The following is a 22121-nucleotide window of genomic DNA, read 5'->3' as shown; positions in this document are numbered from 1 at the left end:
ACAAGGAGAATATTTGCCTACTGCTCATCGTTATATTCTAAGTTTTAGTCAGTAGTCAGCACATAACACTTAATTAATTTTAAAAGCTAAAATAAAGTTGGTGTTTTTGCGCTTGCTGTTAGTAAAATAGACTAATTTCTAATAGTTTAAATCATGGAGTGACGATGAAAATTGGTGTGATAGGCGCAGGTTCGGTCGGTGTTGGGATCTGTAATTATTTACTGACACTGGGGAGTGTGAGTGAGTTGGTGGTGCTGGATCAAAACTTACAGAGAGCAGAAGGGGAAGTGCTTGATTTTCGCCATACGGCGGCGCTGACCTTTTCTAAAAATACTCAAATTATTGGAAGTGATGATTACCAGTCCCTTAAGAATGCAGACATTGTTGTGATCACCGCAGGTGCGCAAATTAAACAAGGTCAGACTCGTATGGATCTGGCAGAGATTAATGCCAAGATTGGTGTAGATATTGCGCAGCAAGTGAACCTTGTCGCCCCCAATACCACCTTAATTGTAGTCAGTAATCCTTGTGACATTGTCACTCATTTCATTGTCAAAAATACCGACTTTGCCGCCAGTAAGGTGATCAGTAGTGGCTGTGTGATAGATACAGCACGCTTAATGTCCATTGTAGCGAGTCGCGTCAACCTAGATCCTAAGAACGTCTTTGGTTACGTGCTAGGAGAGCACGGTAGCAACTGTTTTACACCGAAAAGCCTCATCAGTATTGCCGGTCAACCCGCAGATTACTATTGTGATACCAACCAGTTAGATCGAATTGATGCCGACGAATTACTGGAATCAGTAAAACATGTTGGGTTTGAGATTTTTAAGCGTAAGCAAAACACCTCTCACGGTATTGCCGCTAGTGTGTTTCGCATTATCCAATCGATCATGATAGATGAACGTTCAGTACTTCCTATTGCCACTATGATTGATGGCGAGTATGGATTACACAATGTAGTGATGAGTCTACCTACGGTTGTGGGTAAAAATGGGCGAGAGTCTGTGTTAATTCATCCATTCACCACTCAAGAGTTAGCAGTATTAGCTAATATAGCCGAAAATATCCAACAAGACGTGGCGTCCGTGGCCAAAGGGACAGGATTGCACCATTAATAGTGTTTGAAGCATAGCTATAAATAGCCCATCTCTTATTTTGACGCAGCCGCTTTTTTATATGCCATGTGCTCTCTAGTCAGGTGTTTTTCTGACTAGAGCAGCATTGCAAAGGCGAATGTAAACATTTCAAATATCCTTCGGTATTCTCTATTTGCCGTTTATTCGATAACTCAACTCTAAATATTCAAGAACGCATCAATATATTGTGATATGCATAACAACGCACTAACAATACCTTAATAATTAAAAGTTATTTTATATTTAATAGCTTTTAGTAGTGATAGTGTTCACAATATTAAATTGATTTCATGGCGTAATATATTAATGAGTTAGTATACTCTTCGTGATTTTTAACCTTTCAATAAATGGAATTAATAATGAAAAAATGCTTAAGTGTTTTACTTATAGCACTGCTTTCTTCGACAGTTAATGCTGGCGTAAGAAATAGCGAGCTTAGAAGTGTAGAGAATATAATAATAGAACAGGAACTCCCTAATTGTAAATCACCTAAAACGTACTATGACGAAGTGTATTGCTCTGCAAAAATATATTCAATTCTTGATGAAGAATTGAACGAATCATACAGTAATGCTAGAAGGGTTATAAATAAAAATCAAAGAAATGCTCTAAAAAACGTTCAGAAAAAATGGATTAGGAATAGAGATGATAATTGTGCTTCAGTGACAAGTGACTCTGTGATTATGAATTTAACCTGTGCAAAAAAAGCAACTCTTACAAGTATTGTATATTTATGGGAAATTATCGAAAACCCTAATGATTTTTCAGCTTTACTGAGTGAATATGCAGAAGAACAATAAAATAACGATACTATTGGTATTTATATTATTTACTTTGCCATCCCAAGGGGTGGCAAAGTTGGTTTTTGACTCGCCTGCTATAATTGAGCAAGATGAACGTATTTATAATATTTCTTCAATAGATGAATTCAATAAAGCTTCTGAAACCGAAATTCTAATTCATGCTTTTGTGCTAAACAAACTAGAGAAAGAAAATTTTCACTCTCTAGATTTTGACATGGACGTCGATAGTGAAGTATCACGCGAATGGGTTGAAATACAGAAGAAAATGCTATTGAACAACTATTCCTATGCATCTGGGAATAGTCTTGAATGGAGTGATTTAATTTATAAAGCTATAGCAAGAGAAGACATTAACTCAAAAGTCAATTCAATTCGATTTCATACTAGTTATATACGCGAGCAACTAAGGCTATTTATTTTATCTTCAAAAGTAAGTAGCGAAATTAAGTTGCTTTCACAAAATGAAATTTCTGGGGATGACTTTCCAGATCTCGTTTTTTATCTAACGTATGATGATGGTATGGACGATAATGTGACCCCTAAAGTTATTTCCTCACTCAGGAAGAACGACTTAACAGCTAGCTTTTTTGCTTTGGGGTATAAGTTAAGAAAGCCGAACAGTATTTACAAAGATAACTGTCTGTACAGTCATGGTTTTGAACACAATATTCATGCCGAAACTGCAGCAACAATAAAGTCAGTTCGTAGGACGAATAAACTAGTTGAAGGCTATGAACGCTTGAATGAAAAACATGCATTTAGACCTCCTTATGGTATGAGGAGTAAAAAAACATCTTTGGAATTACAAGCTCTTGATATCCCTATTGTTCTGTGGAATATAGATAGTCAAGACTGGCATAAAAGTATGACTTCAAACTTAGTTTCTGATCGCGTTATATCATTGATGCTATTAAAAAGAAGAGGGGTAATTTTATTTCACGACACTAATGATAAATCATTACCTCTAATTGACACTATAGGTAATTATTCACATTCTGGATTGATAAGTATTGGGCAATGTAAAGGCTTGATAACTAAATAACTCCAGAGAAAGTGTACGTTCTATTTAACAGGTATACCCAAACGATAGACATTGACGACTAACTCTGACCGTAAAACCTTAAGCTAGCATGCAGAGTTTGTATAATTTTGTTTCGTAACGGGATAGGAGAAATAACCTCCACAATATTGGCATTCTTCATCAGCCACCATTCAAAGGTCAGACTGTCGCGAACCTCAGTTTCAACAGTCGTGTACTTTTCATCTTGGTCGATTATTTTTTGGGTGGGCGACAGCCGAGTTTCTTCAATAAGGTGTAAACCATTTAGGTTATCTATCTTCAGTATGACAGTTTGCATGTTTCCTCCAGAGAAGTGACGAGCGTTTTTTTCTACATATTCTTTGACGTTAAACTTATCCAAAGTGTTGTGACTACTAAAACCAACCTTTAATGTGTGTATCCGATGCAGGGCATAGGTGCGAATGTTATTCGGTTGGTTTGGAGTCATGCCTATCAGGTAAAAGCTGTTACCGTGAAGAAAGAGACCTAGTGGGGTTAATTCATAAGCTTTTGGTTCTGTTGCTCCACGTTTTTGATAGCAGAACTCGATATCTTTTCTATTGAGGAGCGCTTGTTCAATCTGCTTAAAAAACTCGTTACCTACGTGTGGAGCTTCTAACGGTAGCTCTTGTTGGAAATAGCAAAATCGTTCACTCCATAGTTTTGTTTGCTTGGTGTCTTCTTGCTTTAGTGAAGAAAATATAGCATCGACATCAGAGCGCAACGTTGGCGGTAGCATCGACTTAATCTCTTTCTCAATGACTTGTAATGATACAACGGAGGACATCCCATCAGGCTTAATGGGATGACGATGTCCCTGAGCTATTTGGTAGCGATATGGGCGACAATCATCTTCAGTTTCAATGCTGGTGTTATCTTCAACGACCTTATTAATATAGCGTTGAACAGTTCGAAGTTGGCTTTTATCATCCGTATCAGTCGCTAACAACCCATAGGAAATCAACGTATCTCGTAACTCTAAGCTAGATATAGAATCTGGATAGCAAGGTATGGACTCTAGTATTTTTTGATATCTCAGTATCTGCTTACTCATATTTTCCTCTTGATGAAAAATAAACATCATAAGCGATAATAATTGTCGCCTGTCTATTTAGTATAACGTTCATAGACCGTAATTAAGAGCGCAAAAATGCAACCACAACCACACTTTGATCATGGAAATAAAGATAACTTCGCTTTTCTAAAAGAGGGTTCGGGGGAGCTATATAAACAAGCCGTTTTAGCTAAGCGTTACTATTTTACAGACTCAATCGAGTATGGCGAAGATACGGTTATTTGTTGAACTTGCTGTCATGAGCTAGGGGAGCACTTCACATTACACCCACTCGGCTGAGAAAGTGAAGAATAAGCGTAAACTAGCAAAAAAAGCAAAGCGTAAGTAGGAGATAGTGATGTTTATTGTTTATTTATTTTTAGGTGGTTTGTTCAGTTGGCTGGCAATCGAATCATTTTTTGGGAACGATGAAGATGAAGACTGGCTTTTAGGTTGTTTGTTCAGTTGGTTGGCAATCAAATCATTTGGTGCAGCTTTCAGTGAGAACGATGAAGATGAACATGCATTTCTTGATGATGACGAAGCTTCTGAATTTGACGATAACTTTGAAGAAGACTGGGAATATGATGAAGATTGATGAGATGAATCAGAGGATGAGAATTTATCTGATTGGTGTCCTGAGAACCTGACTGAGGAAGTTAAATAGATGACAGTACTAACCATCCCAACCACTGAACTTGGTTTTGAGTATGACCTTGAATTAGAAGCATGGAATCAGAAACTTCAGGGATATAGAACAGCAGGTCAATGGCGTATCCCTCTGGATGGAGGTATAGGAGTAGGCTTCAATTATTTACGTCAATATGACGACAATGGTTGGACGGACACTATTCCTCAAGATTTATTAAAAGCGACAGAGGATTTTCCAGAATTCCAATATCAAATGCTCTGGCTTGCGGCTAATAGCCAGGCAGCAAAACAACTATTAGAAACAAGGCCAATACTCCTTGCTTTAGTGTGTAATAGGCATAGCGTTGATAACGATCAGGCGTTAGCTATGTGCCATTTAGGGCAAAAGCAAATCCTGGCTGAGTTAGGGCTTGATGGGACTAAAGCCTCTCTGAAGTTTATTGATAAACTGACTCTAGACTTTACTAAAGGCGACGAAGTAGAGCAGGTAAAGCGCATGCTTAGCCCTCTAGAACAGCGTTACCTTAAGCTGCGCCATTACTCTACGGTTGACTATACAGCTCTTCGCCTTGACCAAATTTTCCCATTCTTGAGTGGTAGCCGACTTGGAGGCTCTCTTATCGAGCAAGGCTCAATAGCTCAGAGAGTGCGTTTATCGGAATTTCAAGATGCAATTCAGCTAGGTGTTGCACTAGGTGTTGATAACCCAGTAGATGTAATAAGTAACCAACGTAATTTAGACAGATTTAGAGAGCTGCATGACCGCTGGGCTATTCGTCATAATCGGTGGGCTTCTCAAGTAGAGAGTGAAGGTGATATAGATTGGGATGCTCCTTACGAGGTATCTCTGAACGGTAATGATTTGATAAAACCGATCATCAATTATCGTCAGCTACATAAAGAAGGAAAAGAACAAATGCATTGCATTGCTGTATATCACCACCGAATTAAAGGAGGGAGGTATCTCGCATTTCAAATGCATCAACCACAGCGACTAACCATCGGAATCAGGCGAAAACCTCAAGGGATCTTTCCGTTTGAAATCGATCAAATTTGCGGAAAGAGGAATAGGCTACCGACAGCAGAAAGTAAAGCCTTGATTCATATTTGGTTTGAGCAATGTAAGCAAAACGAAAAGGCAAGATCTAGCGAATTACCATTTTTAAGTAGCAAGCAATAGAATTAATAAAATGAGAAAGGATTAAAGGGCGTATTTAGTTTCCAAGTGGCGTAAGTCAGGACGTGATTATTGAAGAAGATAACCAATACAAAACAGCACAGTTGGCAAAAGCTATGTATTAAGGAGCGAAGATTAGTCGTTCGTTTGTTTAGGTTAAATAGGTACATAAATATATTAATAGTATGATGCTCAAAGGGCTAGAAACTTCGTTGAGCGAGTTAAAGCTTTCGTTTCCCAGATAATCTCGACGCCCAAATTTTATAATCGTTGGAAAGAGCTTGTGACGAAAAATAAAACCACATCGACACGCTCTTACGATCTAGATAAGTAAACTGTAAAGTGGCTGTAATAGGGGGGTAATCCCCCCGAAAAATAACAGCATGAAAAAGTAGAATTTTCTCGTATGATTTATACAGGAGATTCACTATGAAAAAATCACGTTACACGGACAGTCAGATCTTAGCGATCTTAAAGCAAGCAGAGGCTGGAGCCCCTATTCAAGAGCTTTGTCGAGAACATGGCATGAGCACCGCCACATTCTACAAGTGGCGATCTAAATACGGTGGTATGGATGCATCTCTTATGACTCGAATGAAAGAGCTTGAAGAAGAGAATCGACGGCTCAAGAAAATGTATGCAGAGGAACGCCTCAAAGCTGAAGTTATCTCCGAAGCTATGGCAAAAAAGTGGTGAAGCCCTGTGAGCGTCGTTTGATGGCTCAGAATTCAGTGGCGAATCAACATGTCAGTATTAGAAATGCCTGTCGCTGGTTTAAAATTAGTGAGACGTGCTATCGCTATGAGCCTAAGTTGCAATCAGAGAATGAGCACATTGCTAACTTGCTCCTAGAGCTGTGCAACAGCGAGGAAAGATCCGACTGGGGATTTGGCATGTGCTTCCATCATCTTCGCCATTTGGAAGGGTATAAATGGAACCACAAGCGGGTTTATCGGATCTACTGTGAGTTGTCATTGAATTTACGTATCAAGCCTAAGCGTCGCCTAAATCGTCATGCACCTGAGCCACTCAAGGAACCCATCAAAGCGAACCAAGTGTGGTCGGTCGATTTTATGCATGACCAACTATCGGATGGGCGGAAATATCGCTTATTCAATGTGATAGATGACTACAAACGTGAGGGTTTAGCCGCAGAGCCTGATTTTTCGATGCCAGCAGAGCGCGTCACAAGGATCTTAGATAACCTAATTGAACAACGTCAGAAACCGATAGCGATACGTTGTGATAATGGTCCCGAATTTATTAGCCACTTATTTACAAAGTGGGCAGACAAGCATGGCATCCGAATAGACTATATTCAGCCAGGGAACCCACAACAAAATGCGTATATCGAAAGATTTAATCGAACCGTAAGGTTCAGCTTGGTGAGTAAGTACCTGTTCGACAGCTTAGAAGAGGTTCAAGATCAAGCAACTCAGTGGCTATGGTTCTACAATCACCAGCGTCCACATTTAGCTAATGGAGGGTACCCACCACTACAAGTTGCAGCATAGATTCTACGATTGAATGCAATTATTAATGGGGGGATTACCGGCTAAAGAGAAGATCTGGACGAGAGGGCGTTCAATATTTAAATAAAGAATAGTATCTACAACCTAAGAAAAGACCATACAGCTTGTATAGATATGTGTTGAGTTTTGTATATTTCTTTTGCGAATATAGATAACCACGGTTTCCCGTGATTATCTACCAACAAACGAAATGGAAGAGTAAAACTTTGTATTAAAAGTGTTTATTTCTTAGTTTAATTGACTCCTAGTGCTTTATAAACCGCATCAACGGGATCACTGTAAAAGCTAACTTGAAATTTCGTAAATGTCTCTGCTGGCACAGTCGGAATATCCGTAGCAGAAGCCATAGGTATCAAGATCTTAGTTGCACCAGCTTCAAGAGCCACCTGCATAGAGCTTGCTAAATCCTGAACGGGATTTAGCACTCCACCTAATGTCATTGAGCCTAAAACCACCATCGATTCTTGCATTGGTTTCCCTAACAGGGTCGAACAGTTAGCGATTAGCGAAGCAAGGCTTGAGGTGTGAGAGTTGCCAGACATTTGAAGATCAACAAAGTGCAGGTGGAACTCAAAATCCGAGAATTGAGTATTTGCGGCAATGCGTGATAGGTTGCCTTTAAAATATTCAAAGCCGACTTTCACTTGCTCTTTCGCTCCAGTATCCGAACCTAACCCAGAAGTGGTTAGCTTGCCGTTACCCGCAGTCTTTTGAGTCTCGATACGGAAGACACCAAGTTTACCGTTTGCTCCTGGGCTTACAAAGTGAATAACGCCTGCGTTTGGTGTGCCAGGAGGAATGATCTGAGAACCACCTTGCTCTGGTACATTAACGAAAAATTCTTCTAGCGTTTCGTTATCGATGTACGAGAAGTTCACATCGAAAAACTCCATACCACCAATTTTCTTGAGCTGTTCCTTTACTCGTCTTCTTACTTCAAGAGCATAGGTAAGGCAGGTACGTACATCTTCTTTGTCATACTCACCGTTAGGGACAAGCAACTTAAGTAAGCCTGATATTGTTCTGCGCACAGCAATAACGTCACGCTGGTTTAAGTTGTTACCGAGCTTAAAGAACTTATCGATAGCATCTGCAAAGGCGTGTTTTCGCATTTCACGCATATACTCAGCAAGATAGTCAGTGATCAAGCCGAAGCGATTAGTGAAAAACTCAGGGCGCATTTTTGGAATTTCCCACCCTGGAATGTAAGCATGAAAACGATCAAAAAATGCAGAATCAATCATTTCTGTGGGGAAGGGAGCCAGAAGGTGGCTTGTCTTAACCAACGTTTCGACACTTTGATCAATGTTACCGACAAACACCATCGATGCTTTAGCTTCGATAGAGTCTCGCCCACGACTAAATGACCCAGAAGCCATGTAGTCTTTCATTATCTGAACACCATCTTTGTCTTTAAAACGAATACCTGCTACTTCATCGAAGGCAACGATATCCCACATACCAACCAAACCAACTTGACGACTCGACATGTTGTAGAAAAGGTTAGCAACTGTTGTCTGACCACCTGAAACAAGTAGGGAGTTTGGCGAACACTCTTTGTAGACGTGTGATTTACCAGTACCACGAGGACCCAGTTCACACACGTTGTAGTTGTTTTCTACGAATGGAATCATCCGAGCGAGGATATGCCACTTTGCACGTTGCTCAAGGTTCGCAGGCTCCATACCAATAGAGCGTAGAAGTAAATCCAACCACTGGTCTATGCTGAAGTTTCTGCGAGCATTAAACACTTCTTCCATGTTCATAGAGGGCATTTGAATCGCTTTCAGTCCAAGCACAGAGAACGGGGAAGTTTTTTGCCCTTCTTCAAAGAAGTAACTCAACGTGACAATACACCAGATACCGCCCGTTAACAGTTTCTCATTATCTTTGACCATTTTGGCAGGGATTACAGCGTCTTTGATTCCCAAGTTAGATAGGGTTGCTTCGTAAACGTCTTTCTTCTGATTGAGTCTTACAGAGATCTTATCAATGACTTTATGAGTGCCACGTTCACGGATCATTGATTTTACTTTTTCCGCTTCATCGGGACGAACATAGTTATCAGTCAGGATCTTCTTAACACGCTCCATACCCTGTTCGATAAGCTCTTCATCAGTCGCAGAACAATACATACCGAGTAGGTACTCAAGTACATAGACTGGAACGTTTGCTCCTTCCTTCAACTGTTTTGTTAGGTCTTTTCTAACCACACGTCCCTTAAACTCAGTTGTCATGAGGTCATCAAGAGTCATGTCTTTCACATCACTAATTTCTTGTGCAATTTGTTCTTCATTTGTCGTCATTAGTAAATTCCGTTAGAAAAAATCATCAAAGTCGTCTTGAATGGCAAGATCGATAGTTACTGAATGAGTAGCATATAAATCGTCTTGCTCTGTATCCCACATGATCATCTTGTAGGTTGCGGTACGATCAAAACTCGCACCATTTAGGGTGAGAATTACGCTGCGAGTACGGTCATCAGAGTTGGTAGACGTTGAGTTAAAGAGCACTGGTGCCTTGTTGGAAAGCAAGTTACCTTCCTGATCTTCAATCCAGATACCCAATTGACGTTCTTTGTAATCGTCACCGATAGCATTAGTTTGCAAGAATGGAATCTTTTCGCTGATCGTGACCATCCTTAACCCGTTTGTTAGTGGAACAACACCAACTTTCTGTTTCGCAGTGCTCTTTTGCTTGGTCGTTTTTAAGTGTTCAATACGAAGAACAGGCACACAAATTTCTTGTGGCATGATACCGCCATGAATAAATTTAGCCCCACCAACAAAATTAAATCGGTTCGTTCCTCGTGGAATGATGAACTCAGCATCATCTCCATTGCTAGATAAATTGGCAGTAGTAGCTAAGCTTCCACGCCAGTAGAAGCTTTCTTCAGGCAACTGTTGTCCAATTAAGTAACGTTTTTTCGCTTCCACTGTTCCAACAGGTTTAACTGAAAGAGGTGTTTTGTCTGACTCTTGTAACTCACTCGATTTAAATAAGAAACCATGATCAGCAGTCACTAAAATTCTATTACCGTTGAGCTTGTTAATGATACGGTCAATCAGTAATTTAACTTGCTCAATGGCATCAGAGCACGCTTCGAAAGTGCTGTTTTCTGTTGCAGACTTGTCACCGATTGCATCAATGTGGTCATGGTAAATGTATACTACTCTGGCATCAGCTACCGCTTTACGTCCTTCTTCGTTTGTCCAGTTCAGCACATCAGAAGACTTAACTGCCATTCCCTGATATTTTCCTAGAACGGCATTGCGATTTTCAAGCCCATGTGTGCTCAATCCATCAGCTTTGTACTTAACGTCATTACCCAGATGTGCCGTTAACTCTTTATGAGGTAGTAGAGAAGCCATTCCCAATTGTGTATAGCTCGGTACTACACCTAATTGACTGGTGATGGTCGATTTTGAGCGAGGCTGTTTATTAACTTGTTCATGGACTTCATGAGCAACTTCATAACGAAGAGCATCACTAATGATGACAAATACACGCTTGACCTGACTGGTTTGGAAGATGCGTTCAACTTCGTTTTTGTAAAAGTCTGATTGACGGAGAACACCTGGAATATTCCACTTTTCAAGCAACTGGTCATTATCTACATGCTTACCCCATTCAATCGCTAAGTCATGTAAGTACCAGTTCACGTAAAGGTCTTCAATTGTATCAACCAGTTTTAATTTCTTTAGAATATCAGAGCCGTGATGGGCTACGTAGTTTGCATGTTCGGTAAATGAACGATATGCAGAATCAAATTGATAAAGGTCACTTTCGTAAGCTCGGTAAAGTGATTTAGCCGAGTCAAAATTTAGACCATCGATATACTTAGCTTTCAGGGTAAATAGCTGTTTAGCCGTTTTAATTGCTTCGTAAACACTGGTGTAGCTAGTGTCAGCAGATTCAGGCTTAACATGACACCAGTGAGTTTCTAAACGGTGAGCTACTATCGCATTGAGTTCTTCTTGATCATAGGTGTCGATGTTCTTAGCGAGAAGGACAGATAGTTGCTTATCGGCAAACTCAAAGGTCTCCACTTGAGTCAGTTTATCTGCACGTTCTACCAGTTTCAGCTTCGATGCAATTTCATAATCCGTCTCAATGCGGTGAGCTAATTTGTTGTATTGATCTTGATAGCTGCGACTTTCACGAAGCTGTGAGATAAAGCTTACAACTTGCGCTCTTCTTGGTGAGTTGAGTCCAATTCTGTCGGCTGAATAACCCGCTTCAATTTGCTCTAGTGTCGGAATCGGAAGAAGGTGAGCTTTGAAACGACTTACCACTTCATCATCGTTAGTACAGTTACTATTGAGCAGTGACTGATAACACTCAGTGAATAGCAGTTTAACGGTAAAGTCTTGAAGGGTCGGTGAGCGTTTAACTTCATCATCCTCTTTTGACTCTACGATATAACCCATCTCACTATTGGCGAAAGACCAGAATGCGCTGGTGAGGTTGTATTTATCCAGTTCAGCTAAGATCTCTTCAGAATCAGAATCAGAATCAGAATCAGAATCAGAATCAGAATCAGAATCAAAATCATCAGAGAGTTTGGAAAGCAGAGTTTGCAGGATCGAAGTAAAAGTTGCTGTATCAAGCTTTAACGTTGCAGCAATAAGAGCTAACTCCAATTGCTGCTCAGTTGCAGAGTTTGGCGGTAGAACTTTGAGTAAACGTGCTGTGCGTTGATCGCTATTGAAGAAATTCTTGTACTTAGCAATAACAGAGCGGAACTCCATTTTCATGCCAATTTCGTTAAGGATCATCGAGCTTCTATCTGCAAAGAACTCCTCTGCGTATAGTCGAATGTCATATAACCAGTCACGAGTCGGTTCACTAGGCTTCTTGTTTGAGTAGAGTAAGAAAGCTGTGTTCGGCTCTAGCAACTCAATTCTATACTTCACTTCAAAGTGGGATAGAGCATCAATATGGATGGTCTGTGTATCGTCATAATTCGATTCAAGTTCTAAGGTATCGACTAAGTCGTTAAACTCATTATCAACATCTAGCCAAAAAACGATGCGCCCGTTTTCTTGTTTGAACTTTTTGTTCAGTGCTTGTTTAATTTTTTCGATATTCATACGTTACAATACATTCGCTAATACTTTGTGTAGATGAGCTTTGAAGTGGTCAAAGGAGTCCATGTTGATCTTTGAAGCGTCAATACGATCATCTTTGATTAGGTCAACAAGCGGGTCTGTGATGTCTTGGTCATCAATGACAATTTCGAGTTGCTTTTTTAGTGAGTTTTCGACTTTGTCATTACCTGAAGCTTGCTCAAGCGCATTACAATTTTGGTAGTTGTTTTTCAATGCGCACAAAAGCCATGCCTCTGATTTAGGCATTGGGATCATCGGAACACTTTTATCTTCGTAGTTTTCTGCGGTAAATCCTAAGACCATCGAATCCCATTTGTCTTTCCACATACCACGTCCTGCTGAAGCCGTACCATCAGCATCTCGAAAAAGTACGGCAACAACATCATCATTTAGCTCAGCAGCTTTTTGTTTTGCAAGTTGTGCAAGTGCTCGTGCATTTGCGTAGTAGTATTTGGTTTCTGGTGGTGTTCCTTTTCCTCGAAGCCCCATGCTTTTTTTACTTTTAGCTGGTGGTTTAGAGTTTACTAGGTGTGATTTTGATACAAATGTCACCATGTGGAAATCGAGATGTGAAAGCTCGTATTGCCTATTTTGGATAAGCCAATTATTTGTCAACTTGTCGACAATGTGCGCCATTTCACCTGGAACATAGTTCGCCCCTGTACATACATCAGCAGCAGGGAAGCACTTTCCCATATCTGTAGGACCTTCACCACTAAACATAAAGTGCATGTTTAACCCTCAGATATTTGAACTATTTCTTTCCAGATAGAAAGCATATCTGTATCGATAAATGCCTCCCCAGGACCCATGAAACTCAGCTTTTCGGCAATAGAAGGTATATCAAATAGCTTGATGGCTTTTGTCTTACCCTCCGAGGTCTTGTACAGATAAGTCACGCTCTGTTTGGCTACATCGTCTTCAATAAAGTTAAGAACGAGAGGGCTGTGAGTGGTCAGCATAACTTGCTGTTTAGCATTAACTAAGTGATCAATGAGAAACTCAATAAGCTCTGGGTTGATGCCGTTTTCTATTTCATCAAATAGCAAAAAATCGTCTTTTAATCCGATCTGAGATAGGACAGCCAAGAGTCGCAGCATGCCATCGTTTAGATGTCGAGCAGATGTCGTGATGTCTTTTTCACCGAACTTCTCCGTAACATCGAGTTGCTTCTCACCATTTGAGAGAGCTTTGGTTTTAAAGCTTGCTAGCTGCGAATAAACTTTTTTTAGCTCACTGCTTATCTTGTTCTTTTCATCGGCTTTAATCTCATGCAAGAAAGCTGATAGCCTTTCACCACCTAAGCCTAATTTGCCATTAGCTGAAATGGATTTTGCTCTAAGTTGTTCTGGTGAAAGCAGATCTAGCGAGCGAACATTAAGTAAGCTTTGTTTGAAGCTTAATAGTGAGTCGTCTAGGTTATGCTCTTTTAAAGCTGAAAGAATAGAGCCTTGGTAGGTGAACATAATGTCAGATTGGCTTGATTTACCCTTGTTAGAAAGGTACTTCACTGTGCCTTTCTGAACTTGAAGAAGTGTATCTACTCCAAGCTTTACGGTTTCAGTTGTGCAGTGTAGGGAAGTAAGATTGAAGCTACCAGTCCACGTTAAAGTCTGCTCTGGGTTAAGTGCAAACTTTACAGTGAAAGCAATGTTCTTCTTGCTGCTTAGCTTAGAGTTTAGATCTGAGCTTTCCCATTGTCTCTGAGTCAGCCATTGGTCGATTTCGCCTTGCATCATTTGCGACAATAAATCGATACCTTGGAGTACGGTAGACTTACCCGCACCATTTAAACCGACTAATACGTTGAAGTTTGACAACTCGATGTTGAAGTCTACTAATGACTTGAAATTATCGATGCTAACGGACTGTATCATGCTGACCTTACTTAGAATTTTTCTCTGAGTTAATTGTATCATTTAACGGAACTCAGCGAGAGAGGTTGAGGGATAAAAACCGAGCCTTAATAGGCAACATAGCAGCCCGAAGGCTGCTATGACTTCTACTTATTTGATTTCGGCAGGCTTCTTGCCGTGAATGGCTTTAGCATCTGCGAGTAAGTTACCAAATTTACCGTAGTTTTCTTTTACGCCATTATCAAGATCAAGGGAGATCTTCATCTCTGACAAGTGCTTCAACTCTTCATCGAAAGTGGCTAGTTCAGCTTGTTTCTTCTCGATGGTTTTTAGTTCTTTGTCGATAGCTCGAAGCTCAGCACCTGAAGCTGTCGGCTTGGAATCCTCAAGAATGCCTTTATGACTCTCCAGTTTACCCATCAGTGGTGTTACATATTCAGTCCGCATGCGTGACAGCGTACTTTCATTGTAACGGTGTAGGTAAACTAAACATTCAAATGCCTTAGCCTTACCAGAACTGAATAGCCAGTAGATAGGGCGCTTCTTATAGGTCTTCACATGGTCTTTAAAGAACTGTGTTGAGAAGTAGCGTCTAATGGTATCCATAGAGCTTTCATTTTTCTTGGCTTTGATAGCATCTAAGCACAGGCTTTCTGCAACAAAATCTAAGTTTTCTTGAAGATGTTCTTCTCCCCAAACGGTTTTTACAAATTCACGGAAGCGAATAGTAGCATCATCTTCGAAGATCCACTCTTCATCCGCTAGTGGTACAATACCATCATCGTCAACAGCATAGCTTTTATATGCATGTTCAGAGACAAGTTCTTTGAAACCACTATTTCCTGAATTAGCATAAAGTAGGCCGCCAGTGTCTAGTGAGTAGCGACCCATTATGCATCCTATGCAAAAAGAAAGTAGTTCAATGAAAGTCTTTGATTGCCTAATTAGTTCTTTGGCAGAATCCGAGTCTGTTCTTTTTCCGTTAAAGTGTGGATTGGTAGAAAGAGTTAAGCTCTTTAACTGCATTTCACATTCAAGTTCATCCGTTAAACCAAATAGCATCGTAAAAATTGTATTGTTTCGTTCTTCAAGGTTCTTTAATTCGTATAAGCTGTTATTTTGGTCATTAATAAGAGCATTGTAGTTTTCTTCCAGGTTTTTATCATCTACATAGTTCACAAGAGGTAAAGTATTAAAATCCCAAGAAGTTTCCTGGCTATCCCAGTCCAACTTAGAAATATTAACGATTCTATCATGTATCATTTCTATTTCATTGGTAGTATCTAAGTCGATATCATCAATTACTGGAAGGTTTGCAATGTCTCCTACTTGATAATGAAGAGTGGGACTTAAAAATCTGAGAAAGTGAGTTGTAACATTTGAACATAAACATGCTAACAGTACTTTATTGTTGTTGTAATAAGCACATGATCCACCTTTCTCATAAAGCATTCCTTTAGGCATATATCTAGCACCAAAATATGAACTACTAATATCGGTCCAAGTCACGGCAGGCTCAAAGTAGGGATTCCCTCTTTTAAGTACAAGACCTGAATTTCCATTTAAATAATCATATTTTGATATGATAAAGTTATGTAGTTCTTCACCATCATTTTCCCAATTAACAACAAATTCAAGATTTCCATACCATCTTCGGTAGTCCCCCCCTTTGTTGATTGGAAACCATTTTTTTCCACTTAATCGAGCAGACTCTCTATCTAAGTTTAATCCAGTTTTAGATATTGAAACTTCAGTCCATCTTCGTAGAAAACGATCATTATTCGAGGTTAATAGTCCTTGTCTAACTTTTCCTATTTCACCTAATGAACTTTTGCCAAACTGACTGAAGGTAGATTCTGAAGCCCAATAGGCTATAGGGTTACCTGGTATGCGACTGAAATCATCAGACTTTGCTTCAAAAAGATAGTTACATTTAGAGTAATGTATTGCTTCAAGCGTTTTTGGTCCTTGGTTTGCAGCACCTTTAAACTCAGATAGACGAATATAAGAGCCTTTGTAATTGGGAATATGGCCTTTTGTCAAAGTGAAAGTACAAATCGGTACCGTTGCTCCATCAAAACCAGAATATTCAAGCTGTACTAGTGTTGATATTATCTCTTTATTAATCAAATTAGATCTAAGCTTTTCATAGCTTGATATAAACATCCAAACGAATGGTGTCATAAACCCTAATTCACCATGTTTATTAGTTAGTTGTAGATTTCGAGCTATAAATGCAGAAAATAAATCTTTTTCATAGCCTTTAAAATTATCTTTAAGATACTTTTTTATTTTTGGTGTTTGGTATTTACTACCGTTATAAGGTGGATTTGCCACAGTTACATCATACGTAGTAGCTAGAAGTTGTGCTTGATATAAAACAGGCAGTACCTGCTGAGCAGCCAGCTCAGCAACCTGAGAGTTTGAAGATAATTTTTTCAAACTCTCAGACTTCAATTGTTCTACCGTTTCGGAATACCCAGCGTCTATCTGAATTAATGAACCCAAGCTTTTAGCTTCAATGAAGGTTTCTTTAAGGTAATTGAGCAACTCGATATATCGCTTGCTCTTATCGCTCAAATTAATGCTTTCAGGAGCATTGGATGCGAAAAGATCAGCTGTTGAGCCTGTTTGCCTCTGACCCTCTAGATCTAGATCATTCCAAAGCTGATTAACATCCCAGCTTTCAGTAGACTGGATAGAGTGGATATTAAGAGTAATGTCACGACTAAATATACGTTTATCATCTTCACGAGCCTTCATTAGCAATGCGAAACTTGCCATTTGAACCGCCCTGTCATCAATATCAAGGGCAAAGATGTTCTTGGTTAAGATAAGCTCTGGAATTTCACGAGGACGGTAGTCTAGCTCAAGGTAGATTTCACGAAGAACATCATAGACTTCAACCAGAATGTGTCCACTTCCGCAAGCGGGATCGATCACTTTGATGGTTTCAGGATCAATGCTTTTTGGCGTTATCGCTTTAAGTTGCTCGATAACCTCTTCGCTTTGCTCTGCGGGATTAATGTAATACTCCATTTTATCTTTTAGTTCAGAGTCTGGGTAGGTAGCCAACCACTTACGTCCAAGCGAGTTATGGACCATGTATTTCACAATCCAGTTAGGCGTGAATAACTGTGTCGCCGCTGGGATATCTTCTGTTTTTACCACTTTACCGATGACGGTATCTTTGTATTCCGAGATGTAGAATTGGTAAAGCCAACCGATCACTTCAATTTCAGTCCAGTTATCTTCTGGTACTTCATTGATCAGATCTTTTAAGATGGAATCCGTCTTGGTTAGGTTGTCAGGTAGGAGAAGCTCTGTTGCGTCATCAAGTTTCTCAAACCCTATGCCACCAAAAATTTGGGGCATTGCTCCACTTAACTGGTGACATTGACCAAGCAGAATGGTGCGGTATAGCTCTTCTTCTTTGCCGCCATCGAGCACCATGTCGATGATTTGGTCTTTGTTTAAACCTAAATCATCAGCAATATCTGCCGCAGCACCAAGAATTTCAAAACCTTCACCAAATAAAGCGTTTTCACCTTTACTCAATACACGGTAGCCATGATCGAGGTAGTCGTTGATTTCCATGAAACGGATTGCTGTTAAACGGTTAAACCAAGTAAAAGCGGTTTCATTGACGAACTGTTTAAAGCCTAGCTCTAAATCTAACTTACCATTCGTAGTACCAAGCTCGTTGATGCGTCTTACTAACTGGTTACGCTGCTGACCTTGCTTGCGAGTGAAGATACGCCCTTCAATTACTGCGTTATCGCCATCAGTAGACATGTCTGCGATTCGATCAGTGTATAAACCGAGCGTAGCTGCTTTTTTCTCTACTGCATCCATAAAAGCGATACGAGCTTTTGGTGCGTAAGCTTTTAGTTTGTTTGTATTCATTCTAAGTCTCTATTCAGTTAGAAAATCCACGCTCTATGAGCGTGGCTTCAATCTATAATTTGTTCCGTTTAGTTATTTGATGCGCACTTTGTGGTTTGCAGCGATAAGCCCAGAGAGTTCAGACTTTAACGCAGCTAGGTACTTATCAAGCTCTTCTTCGGTTTCTAGGTAAGCACTATGCGCTACCTCTTGGAAGATGGTACTTGGTTTAACGGTCACTACTTTTTTACCAGCAGGTTTGCTTGGCGTTGGCTCATTAATGGTTCCAGTCTCTTTACCACCTGTGTTAGTCGTGTTGTAACCTGTATGGCTATTCGGTTCGTCTAAACCTAGTGAGCCATTGGAGTTTGGTTCGTTACTTTTCGTTTCGTCAGCTTTACGTTGCTCTTCTAAGCGCTTAGCTTCTTTTTCTTGCTGGTCGATGTAGCTGTTAATAATGGCTTCGGCATCTTCCACAAGGTTGTCGGAGCTACGTAACTCTTCATTGATTTCAGCGATGCTCATCAGGCTTTCAAGGCGCTTAATAGATAATTGTAAAGGTCGCAGTGCTTGATTACTGATGGTGTCAGGTGCATGACAGTCAGCAATATGTTGCTGTACGTCAAGGATGGCAGTTTCAATCTTGCTTGTTACGTCAGCTCTGCGAGCGTTCAGTAGGTCGTTATTAACACCCGCTACGATGTCTATTTGAGGTTTAATCTGCTTGATCTTTCCATAAGGCTGTTTGCTGTTGTAGATCGCTTCTAGCTTCTCTAATGCAGCTTTTGCTTCAGAAGAGGTCTCAAGTAGTTTTCGGTTTTTTGCAAACTCAACATTTAACGCTGTTGCCAAGTTTTGCCAAGTGTTGAAGTGTTTGTCGTAGAAGACTTCGATCTCTTCGTACTCTTCGATGAACTCTTCTAGGTCATTGCCTTGACGTAGGAACTCATCAATAAACTTATAGCTGCCTTGTTGCTCCACTAGGATATTCAGCATATCGATGCCTTCTTCGATGACGATAGTACCTGGGTAGCGACCAGTCGTTGATTTTGCCTTAAAGTCTTTCAGTTTAGCCAGAATAGCTTTAAATGCATTGATGGCTTGGGTGTGTAACTCACTCTCTGAAGCTGGAGCGTTTTTCTCAAATACGTCTTTATACAGTTTTGATGCTTTCTTTAGGTTGGCATCTGATTGCTTTTGAACCTTACGAATTCGTAGGTTTGCACGCTTCGCTGGCTTATCAAGGTGCTCAAACGCTCCACGAAGTGGTACATGTTGTTGGTTTGCCTGGAACTTGATTTTGTCAGATGCAGCAAGACGGGCAATCATCAGAATGATTTCGTTATCATGCCAGCCAAACGGTCTACGAGAGAATTTCTTCACTAAATCACCAGCCGTTAGAGTACGGTTATACTCATCACTGATCGAAATATGCTGCTCAAGTTCTAGTAGTGCTCTTGGATTTGCTTCTACATCAGTAAGGTCGATGTTCATCTGGCTTAGATCGTCAACAATCAAGGTTTGTTGGATCTGCTCTCTGATGCTGCCTTTATACGGTTGTACGTATTTCAGTTTATCAAACGTGTCTTCAATGAACTGATGGTAAGCGTTCTCGATAATTGCAGTAGAGGATGTGCCTTTTGCATTGTAGTTTTGACCTAACAGGTAGAAGTCAGACTCTTTGATAATGTCTTCAAGGTCGATAACAATTTGTTTGCGTCTCGCACTGTTCTCTGCTGCTTTGGCACGAATAAGCAGTTCCATTTCAGCATCACGACCAGAGTTCTTACGAGTATATTTAGCGGTGCGGATGTAGGTACGAAGCTCCGAGAACAGGCGTGGGTGATCTTGAAGTTTAATCAGTACCGTTTCTTTTGATTCATTACCACAAACCGCATCACTCATTTCATCGTAACTTGCGTCAATTGGTGAGATGATCTTCAAGCATAGGTCATTGTCCGTTGAACCTTTTTCAAAAGGCTGACCGTTACAGAAGCGGGAAGCAGGGAAGTCTTGGTTGTTTTCTGGGTAACGGTAGACTTTGCTTTTCTTTAGGATTTCGTCAAACAGAATCTTACTTAACTCCAGTGTTTCATCTGACGTTTCGATGTCTGTATTCTGGATCTCTTTTTCAATTTCCTTTTCTTCATTGGTCAGGAAAATGTATTCGTCATTCTGGCGAGAGATAAGTAGGTTATTCTCTAGAGTATCTAGGCTATCTGTAATCTTGATGCGCAGTTCACGTTTATCTTGATCAACCTCCGAGATACAAAGAGTTACGATGTTATCGATGGTCGATTTCATCTCTTCCACATAGCGGATCATGAACAGTGTTTGTAGAACTTTTACTGAGAAATCTGAGATCGAACTTTTCTCAGCAGCGTGGTTAATGTCACGCACTACAGCCGTATCCAAGAACTTCTTGATGGAAGGATAGAAGCTGTAAAGCGGAATTAGGCGACCAATATCATCATCTGAGAATTGATTTGTTGCGGTTTGGAAAGCTTCAATCAGTGAGCGTTCACCTTTAGCAAGGTGTGTACCAGCAGCACCAGTTTGACTGATTCCAGAGAATACTTTCTGAATCAGGTTGTACTGATAAGGGGCAAACGGATAGCTAGAAACAAAGTTATCTATACCAGAGAAGTTAGAAAATTCAGCGGTATTGGTTTTTTCAAAGCTAAGCTGACTGCGGATAATATCACCTTTCTGCTCATACAGAGAGGCTAGGGCAACTTGTGCAGGCTCAGTTTTGTCTAGTAGACGTTTTTCGATAACTTCGTTTACGTTCGAACTAGATAGAGAAAGACGTTGGAAACGCTGTTGGATACGAGAAAAGTCGTTTTTACGTGAGCCTTCCTGCATCTTACCTAGTACAGCATCGATATCTTCTTGAGATGTCACGACAACCCATGCTTTACCATTACAGTGTGTACCCAAGTTCTCTGTGATGGTTTGAAGTTTGAGCATCATTTGGGTGTTTTGACCGATGAACTGACCGATCTCATCCACGAAGAAGCTGATACGACTTTCTGGGTTTTGCTCTAGGAACTGGCTAACCCACTTACAAAAATTTTGGATATCGAGTGTGAAGTTCTCATCAAGCATTTCGATAGCCAGTTCACTCGACTCTTCACTCTGTTCTGTGAGGTGAGAGAAGGTATCAATTAACTGATCCAAGTAGTGGTAGTAGTTGTGTCGTACATCCACCCACTCTTTACCCGAAATTTCTTTGAATTTCGCTTTAAAATCATCAAACTGACCTTGTTGATCGAAGGTACGCTCTAGGTTTGCTAGGTGAGGGTGATCTGATGAGTAACCTAGATATTCGTTAAATACTTTTAGGAATACCTTGAGGATCGCATCTTCTTTGTCATCGGTATCTGCACGACTGTCTATGTTAAACAGGATCACGTGGTTATCTTTTTGGATAGCTCTACGCATGTCACCAAGCAACATTTGGTCTTCGCTTAGTTTTTCCTCAAAGAACTCAATCGCTTTTTTGGTGATACCGCTGTGAGATGTCGCCTCATTCTTAAGCAAGTAAGACATGATTTTAATGAAGTGCGATTTACCTGAACCGAAGAAGCCAGATACCCAGATGCCAGACTTACCAGTTTTTGATGCTTCATCAGGGTTATCGACAGATGGCATGTAGTAGTCAAAGAACTGTGTAATGTGTTCATGAAGTTCAGATGTCACTACGTATTCATCTAATTCTGTAAAGACTGTTTCGTTACCGAGCTGATCTGCTTTAACTACGCCATTGATTTGGCGAGTAATGTCTTTGTTAAATAGCTGTTTTACTTGCATTTTATTTCCTAGCTAAACGATTACTTAAAGGTTGCCTTGT

14 protein-coding genes are annotated in these 22121 nt (G+C 40.2%); 7 read left to right on the top strand and 7 right to left on the bottom strand.

All coding sequences use genetic code 11. The features are described 5' to 3' along the window. Positions 1-164: 164 nt before the first annotated feature. From OCU56_RS06850 to OCU56_RS06840, 3 genes are all read left to right on the top strand, one after another. Complete coding sequence (locus tag OCU56_RS06850) at positions 165-1118, top strand: lactate/malate family dehydrogenase (RefSeq protein ID WP_261872491.1); 954 nt, start codon at positions 165-167, stop codon at positions 1116-1118. Positions 1119-1498: 380 nt separating this feature from the next. Beyond that, complete coding sequence (locus tag OCU56_RS06845) at positions 1499-1939, top strand: lysozyme inhibitor LprI family protein (RefSeq protein WP_261872490.1); 441 nt, start codon at positions 1499-1501, stop codon at positions 1937-1939. Further along, the gene (locus OCU56_RS06840; RefSeq protein ID WP_261872489.1) at positions 1923-2984 is read left to right on the top strand and encodes a polysaccharide deacetylase family protein; all 1062 of its coding nucleotides are present in this window, start codon (positions 1923-1925) and stop codon (positions 2982-2984) included. Before OCU56_RS06845 ends, OCU56_RS06840 begins: the two co-directional genes overlap by 17 nt. A gap of 58 nt (positions 2985-3042) precedes the next feature. Here OCU56_RS06840 and OCU56_RS06835 read toward each other — a convergent pair whose 3' ends face one another. Continuing rightward, positions 3043-4056, bottom strand: coding sequence for a helix-turn-helix transcriptional regulator (locus tag OCU56_RS06835; RefSeq protein WP_261872488.1), 1014 nt, complete (start codon positions 4054-4056; stop codon positions 3043-3045). Positions 4057-4152: 96 nt separating this feature from the next. Between OCU56_RS06835 and OCU56_RS06830 the strand changes: the two genes are divergently transcribed. The 4 genes from OCU56_RS06830 (at position 4153) to OCU56_RS06815 (ending at position 7398) form a co-directional block, all read left to right on the top strand. Beyond that, positions 4153-4305 carry a hypothetical protein gene (locus tag OCU56_RS06830; protein ID WP_261872487.1) on the top strand — a complete coding sequence of 51 codons (153 nt, stop codon included), beginning with the start codon at positions 4153-4155 and terminating at the stop codon, positions 4303-4305. A 109-nt stretch (positions 4306-4414) separates the two neighbouring features. Continuing rightward, positions 4415-4654 (top strand): hypothetical protein, encoded by a 240-nt coding sequence (locus tag OCU56_RS06825; protein WP_261872486.1) that lies wholly within the window; start codon positions 4415-4417, stop codon positions 4652-4654. 69 nt (positions 4655-4723) lie between these two features. Beyond that, positions 4724-5887: a PcfJ domain-containing protein gene (locus OCU56_RS06820; RefSeq protein WP_261872485.1), complete on the top strand. Its 1164-nt coding sequence runs from the start codon at positions 4724-4726 to the stop codon at positions 5885-5887. 426 nt (positions 5888-6313) lie between these two features. Beyond that, a protein-coding gene (locus OCU56_RS06815; RefSeq protein ID WP_261872484.1) for an IS3 family transposase occupies positions 6314-7398 on the top strand; the annotation gives its coding sequence in 2 pieces (ribosomal slippage) (positions 6314-6566 and positions 6566-7398; 1086 coding nt in all). A 251-nt stretch (positions 7399-7649) separates the two neighbouring features. On the opposite strand, the gene brxL is transcribed toward OCU56_RS06815, so the two are convergent. The 6 genes from brxL to brxC form a co-directional block, all read right to left on the bottom strand. After that, a complete protein-coding gene (brxL, locus tag OCU56_RS06810) occupies positions 7650-9689 on the bottom strand; it encodes a protease Lon-related BREX system protein BrxL (RefSeq protein ID WP_390904863.1) in 2040 nt (679 codons plus the stop codon). A gap of 45 nt (positions 9690-9734) precedes the next feature. Beyond that, positions 9735-12509 carry a BREX-1 system phosphatase PglZ type A gene (gene pglZ, locus OCU56_RS06805; protein ID WP_261872482.1) on the bottom strand — a complete coding sequence of 925 codons (2775 nt, stop codon included), beginning with the start codon at positions 12507-12509 and terminating at the stop codon, positions 9735-9737. A 3-nt stretch (positions 12510-12512) separates the two neighbouring features. Continuing rightward, on the bottom strand, positions 12513-13259 hold the full coding sequence (locus tag OCU56_RS06800) for a hypothetical protein (RefSeq protein ID WP_261872481.1): 747 nt from the start codon (positions 13257-13259) through the stop codon (positions 12513-12515). A gap of 2 nt (positions 13260-13261) precedes the next feature. Further along, a complete protein-coding gene (locus OCU56_RS06795; RefSeq protein ID WP_261872480.1) occupies positions 13262-14404 on the bottom strand; it encodes an AAA family ATPase in 1143 nt (380 codons plus the stop codon). Between the two features lie 129 nt (positions 14405-14533). Further along, positions 14534-18289 (bottom strand): BREX-1 system adenine-specific DNA-methyltransferase PglX, encoded by a 3756-nt coding sequence (gene pglX / locus OCU56_RS06790; RefSeq protein WP_261872479.1) that lies wholly within the window; start codon positions 18287-18289, stop codon positions 14534-14536. Positions 18290-18361: 72 nt separating this feature from the next. Then, positions 18362-22081 carry a BREX system P-loop protein BrxC gene (gene brxC, locus OCU56_RS06785; protein ID WP_261872478.1) on the bottom strand — a complete coding sequence of 1240 codons (3720 nt, stop codon included), beginning with the start codon at positions 22079-22081 and terminating at the stop codon, positions 18362-18364. Positions 22082-22121: the final 40 nt, after the last annotated feature.

The sequence above is a fragment of the Vibrio rarus genome (genome assembly GCF_024347075.1).
Taxonomy (GTDB): Bacteria; Pseudomonadota; Gammaproteobacteria; order Enterobacterales; family Vibrionaceae; genus Vibrio; species Vibrio rarus.
Note: the sequence above shows the minus strand (reverse complement) of the source record. Positions and strands in the feature narration are given on the sequence as shown.